This window comes from Hominisplanchenecus sp., assembly GCF_046967715.1.
GTDB classification, from domain to species: Bacteria; Bacillota; Clostridia; order Lachnospirales; family Lachnospiraceae; genus Hominisplanchenecus; species Hominisplanchenecus faecis.
The window spans coordinates 1-5,399 of the sequence record NZ_JBKVNQ010000099.1 but is presented as its reverse complement, the minus strand read 5'-3'; the positions used below and the strand labels follow the sequence as shown (position 1 = coordinate 5,399).

Here is a 5,399-nt window from a genome sequence, read left to right as displayed (position 1 = left end):
TTCCAGTTCACAGGCATGACAGCAGAAAAACTGTTCGAGCAGATGAGACCGGATGCACTGAAGAGAATCCAGAACAGCCTGGTTCTTGAAGCAGTAGCAAAAGCAGAGAATATCGAAATTTCTGATGAAAGAGTAGAAGAAGAACTGCAGAAAATGGCAGACGCTTACAAGATGGAGCTGGACAAAGTGAAATCTCTGATGGACGATGCAGCGATCGACCAGATGAAAGATGACCTGGCAATCCAGGCAGCAGTAGATCTGGTAAGAGATGCAGCAAAAGAAGTAGAAGCAAAAAAAGAAGAGAAAAGCGAAGAAGCATAAGTCGATTGACAGACAATGATGGCAAGTGGAAGGAGTGTTGACATGAGTTTAGTACCTTATGTCCTGGAACAGACCAGCCGCGGTGAGAGAACTTATGACATTTATTCAAGACTTCTGAAAGACCGTATCATCTTTCTTGGAGAAGAAGTAAATGATGTAAGTGCCAATCTGATCGTTGCACAGCTTTTATTCCTGGAATCTGAAGATCCGGGAAAGGATATTCATCTGTATATTAACAGCCCGGGCGGTTCCGTGAGTGCAGGATGGGCAATTTATGATACCATGCATTATGTGAAATGTGATGTTTCCACAATCTGCATGGGCATGGCAGCAAGTATGGGTGCATTCTTACTGGCAGGCGGTGCAAAAGGCAAACGTTTTGCACTTCCAAACGCAGAAATTATGATCCATCAGCCATCTGGCGGAGCACAGGGACAGGCATCTGATATCAAGATCGTAGCAGATAAGATCATTGATACCAGAAGAAAGCTGAATGAGCATCTGGCAGCAAATACTGGTCAGCCGCTCAGCGTGATTGAGGTAGACACAGAAAGAGATCATTACATGAGTGCCGAAGAGGCAAAGGCATATGGCCTGATCGACGATGTGATCAGCAATCACTAGATACAAAGGAAGGGGTGTTGCCATTATGCAACGCCCCTTTTTCGATTGAAACAGAATGATGTTGATATTGTTATTTGGAGGTTTGAAATGGCAGGAAAAATAGGAGAACAGAAAGTAAGATGTTCCTTTTGCAATAAATCAGAAGATCAGGTGCGCAAGCTGATCGCAGGACCGGATGGGGTTTATATTTGTGATGAATGTATCGAAATCTGTGACGAAATCCTGGAAGAAGAATTAGAAGATGAATTTAACATGACGGTGGATGAGGAGATCAATCTTCTGAAACCGGAGGAGATTAAGGCATTCCTGGATGATTATGTGATCGGACAGGATGAGGCCAAAAAAGCACTTTCTGTTGCTGTTTACAATCATTACAAGAGAATCCTTGCAGGAAAAGATCTGGATGTAGAACTGCAGAAAAGTAATATCCTGATGCTTGGTCCGACCGGTTCCGGTAAAACACTGCTCGCACAGACACTGGCGAAGCTTTTGAATGTACCGTTTGCGATCGCAGATGCGACAGCACTGACGGAAGCGGGATATGTCGGCGAGGACGTGGAGAATATTCTGCTGAAGATTATTCAGGCAGCAGATTATGATATCAAGAAAGCAGAGCATGGTATCATTTATATTGATGAGATCGACAAGATCACAAGAAAATCGGAGAATGCATCGATCACCCGAGATGTGTCCGGTGAAGGTGTGCAACAGGCACTGCTGAAAATCCTGGAGGGTACGGTTGCTTCTGTTCCGCCTCAGGGAGGAAGAAAGCATCCGCATCAGGAACTGCTTCAGATCGATACCACAAACATCCTCTTTATCTGCGGCGGAGCATTTGAAGGACTGGAAAAGATCATCGAGAACCGTACCGACACTAAGGCGATCGGCTTTAATTCGGCACTTCAGGAGAAAAAGACGGAGGATGTCGGAGCTGTACTCAAACAAGTACTTCCGCAGGATTTCATTAAATTCGGTATGATTCCGGAGCTGATGGGTCGTGTGCCGGTCATCGTTTCTCTGAATCCGCTGGATCGTGACACCCTGATTCGTATTTTGCAGGAGCCGAAGAATTCCATCGTAAAACAGTACAAAAAACTGTTTGAGCTGGATGGCGTGGATCTGGAGTTTGATGATGGTGCGATCGAGGCCATTGCAGACAAGACACTGGAGAGAAAGACAGGTGCCAGAGGTCTGCGTGCGATCATGGAACAGGCTATGATGGATCTGATGTACCGCATACCGTCCGATGATACGATCGCTTCCTGCGGTGTGACAAAAGAAGTGATCGAAGGCACAGGAGAACCAATCCTCACACATAAAGAAAAAACAGCCGCAAAACCACGCGGCAGACGCTTTAAAAATGGAGTTGAAGAAACAGCATAATGAGTGAAGAAATAACACGTATGCCGGCAGTTGCACTGCGAGGGATGACGATCCTGCCATCGATGATCGTGCATTTTGATGTAAGCCGGGATAAATCGATAAAGGCGATCGAACAGGCGATGACAGCGGACCAGAAACTGTTTGTGGTAACACAGAGAGATCCGGAAGCTTCAGATCCGGGGATCGATGATCTGTATCACATCGGTACCGTTGTGGAGATCAAACAGCTTGTGAAATTACCGAAAAATATTATACGCGTACTGGTAGAAGGCCTGGAGCGTGCGGAATTGCTGGAAATGGAAGCATCTGCCGGATATCTGGACGCCAAAGTTGCAACGTTCCCGGATGTCAAAGATCAGGATTATCCGGGAAAAGGCGATGAAGTCGGACAGCAGGCGATGATCCGCAATCTGAAAGAACTGTTTCAGAAGTACGCACAGGCAAACGGCAAGATCAGCCAGGAGCTGGTGCGTCAGATCATGGAGATTGAAGATCTGGAGCATCTGACAGATCAGATCGCGATCCATATTCCACTGTACTATGAAGAAAAACAGAGGATTCTGGAAGCTGTTTTTCTGTATGACCGCTATGAAGAGCTCTGTGTGATTCTTGCAAACGAAGAGAATATCATGCGGATCAAAGTGCAGCTTCAGGAAAAGGTAAAGGCACGTATCGACAAAAATCAGAAAGAATATATTTTAAGAGAACAGCTGAAATTAATAAGAGAAGAACTGGGCGATGACACAACGCTGGATGATGCACAGCATTTTCTGGAAGAAACGGAAAAGCTGACGGCAGGCGAAGAAGTCAAAGAGAAGATACGAAAAGAGATCAAACGCTTTTCTAATTCGGCAGGCAATACTTCTGAAGCAGGAGTGATCCGTGGCTATATCGAGACACTGCTGGAAATGCCGTGGGATAAAATGTCTGAGGATAACGAAGATATTTCCGCAGCGAGAAAGCAGCTGGATCAGGATCACTACGGACTTGAGAAAGTAAAAGAGCGTGTATTAGAATTTCTGGCAGTCCGGACGCTGACCAGGAAAGGGGACAGTCCGATCCTCTGTCTGGTTGGCCCGCCGGGAACCGGTAAGACTTCCATTGCAAAATCCATTGCGGAAGCACTGAACAAACAATATGTCCGCATCTGTCTTGGCGGTGTGCGGGATGAAGCTGAGATCCGCGGCCACAGAAGAACATACGTCGGAGCGATGCCCGGGCGTATTGCGAACGGACTGAAAATGGCAGGCGTCAAAAATCCGCTGATGCTGCTGGATGAAGTAGACAAGGTGAGCAGTGATTACAAAGGCGATACTTCATCTGCTCTTCTGGAAGTCCTTGATCCGGAGCAGAATGTCAGATTCCGCGATCATTATATTGAGATCCCGGTGGATCTTTCAGAAGTTTTGTTTATCGCAACGGCAAACGATGTGCAGGGGATCCCGCGTCCGCTTCTTGACCGTATGGAACTGATCGAGATCTCCAGCTATACGGAGAATGAGAAACTGCATATCGCAAAGGAACATCTTCTGAAAAAGCAGGTCCGAAAACATGGATTGGAAAATTATACCTTTACCGTTTCGGACGGTGCTCTGAAAAAGATGATTACATCTTATACAAGAGAGGCCGGAGTGCGGGGACTGGAGCGTCGCATCGGCGAGATCTGCAGGAAAACGGCAAAAGAGATCCTCGAAGAGAAAAAAACGGCAGTCCGCATCACAGAGAGCAACCTGAGCCGTTATCTCGGAAAAGAACGTTACCACGTAGAAAAAGCCAATGAAAAAGATGAGGTTGGCATCGTACGCGGTCTGGCATGGACCAGTGTCGGCGGTGTAACCTTGCAGGTGGAAGTAAACTGCATGCCGGGCAAAGGCGATTTCAAGCTAACTGGTCAGATCGGGGATGTGATGAAAGAGTCCGCACAGACAGCAATCAGCTACATCCGATCTGTCGGAGATAAGTGGAACATCGACCGGGGATTCTTCCGGGAACACGATATACATATCCACATTCCGGAGGGGGCGGTTCCAAAAGACGGACCTTCCGCAGGTATTACGATGGCAACAGCGATCCTGTCGGCGATCACGGAGATCCCGGTTCGTGCAGATGTTGCCATGACAGGTGAGATCACATTGCGGGGCAGAGTGCTGCCAATCGGCGGACTCAAAGAAAAGCTGATGGCAGCGAAAAATGCAGGTATGCACAGGGTGCTTGTGCCGGAGAAAAACCGTGTGGATGTGCAGGAGATATCCGGCGAAATCAAAAAAGGACTGGATATCCGTTTTATGGAAAATATGGATGAAGTGCTGGAACTGGCACTTTGCAGTCAGAAATAGAACAAAAGGAAAACAGGAGGAAACGAGATGATCGTAAAGAATGCAGAACTGGAAACTGTCTGTGGCATTACCAGCAAATTGCCGGAAAACGGGCAAATAGAAGTGGCATTTGCAGGAAAGTCAAATGTAGGGAAATCTTCTCTGATCAACGGGCTGATGAACCGAAAGTCTCTTGCACGTACCAGCTCGGCACCGGGAAAGACGCAGACCATCAATTTCTATGCCGTGACCGGACGCAGAGAGACAAAAAAAGAAGCACAGGGCATGGTGTCTGCGGATGAGAAGGTTTATCTCGTGGACCTTCCGGGCTATGGTTATGCCAAAGTTTCGCAGAACGAAAAGCAGAAATGGGGCAAGATGATCGAAGATTATCTGCATAAATCCTCACAGTTAAAAGCAGTCTTTCTGCTGATCGATATCCGCCATGATCCATCCGCAAACGATAAGCAGATGTATGACTGGGTTCTGCATAATGGATTCTCACCGATTATTATCGCTACCAAGTTAGATAAGATCAAGAGAAGCCAGGTGCAGAAACAGGTCAAAGCCATCAAACAGGGATTGCAGGTAGAAAAAGGGACACTGGTGATTCCGTTTTCCGCAGAGACAAAGCAAGGAAGAGAAGAAATCTGGAGTGTGATCGAAGGATTTCTGGATGCGGAATAAAAATTTATCGTTGATTTCCTGGCAGGTGTAAAGAACTGAAATGCCGCACATTTTAAAATAGTGTTTGCA

General features: G+C 46.7%; 4 protein-coding genes and 1 pseudogene. All 5 read left to right on the top strand.

The genetic code is table 11. The features are described 5' to 3' along the window. Window positions 1-321, top strand: a pseudogene (gene tig / locus ACLTL4_RS10845) (trigger factor); the annotation flags it as partial. 42 nt (window positions 322-363) lie between these two features. Beyond that, window positions 364-945 carry an ATP-dependent Clp endopeptidase proteolytic subunit ClpP gene (gene clpP / locus ACLTL4_RS10840; RefSeq protein ID WP_022119403.1) on the top strand — a complete coding sequence of 194 codons (582 nt, stop codon included), beginning with the start codon at window positions 364-366 and terminating at the stop codon, window positions 943-945. An 87-nt stretch (window positions 946-1,032) separates the two neighbouring features. Then, window positions 1,033-2,328: an ATP-dependent Clp protease ATP-binding subunit ClpX gene (gene clpX, locus ACLTL4_RS10835; protein ID WP_022119404.1), complete on the top strand. Its 1,296-nt coding sequence runs from the start codon at window positions 1,033-1,035 to the stop codon at window positions 2,326-2,328. Beyond that, a complete protein-coding gene (gene lon / locus ACLTL4_RS10830) occupies window positions 2,328-4,664 on the top strand; it encodes an endopeptidase La (RefSeq protein WP_412291479.1) in 2,337 nt (778 codons plus the stop codon). The genes clpX and lon overlap by 1 nt, the downstream gene beginning before the upstream one ends. 27 nt (window positions 4,665-4,691) lie before the next feature. Continuing rightward, window positions 4,692-5,330, top strand: a complete 639-nt coding sequence (gene yihA / locus ACLTL4_RS10825; RefSeq protein WP_022119406.1) for a ribosome biogenesis GTP-binding protein YihA/YsxC — start codon at window positions 4,692-4,694, stop codon at window positions 5,328-5,330. Window positions 5,331-5,399 lie beyond the last annotated feature (69 nt).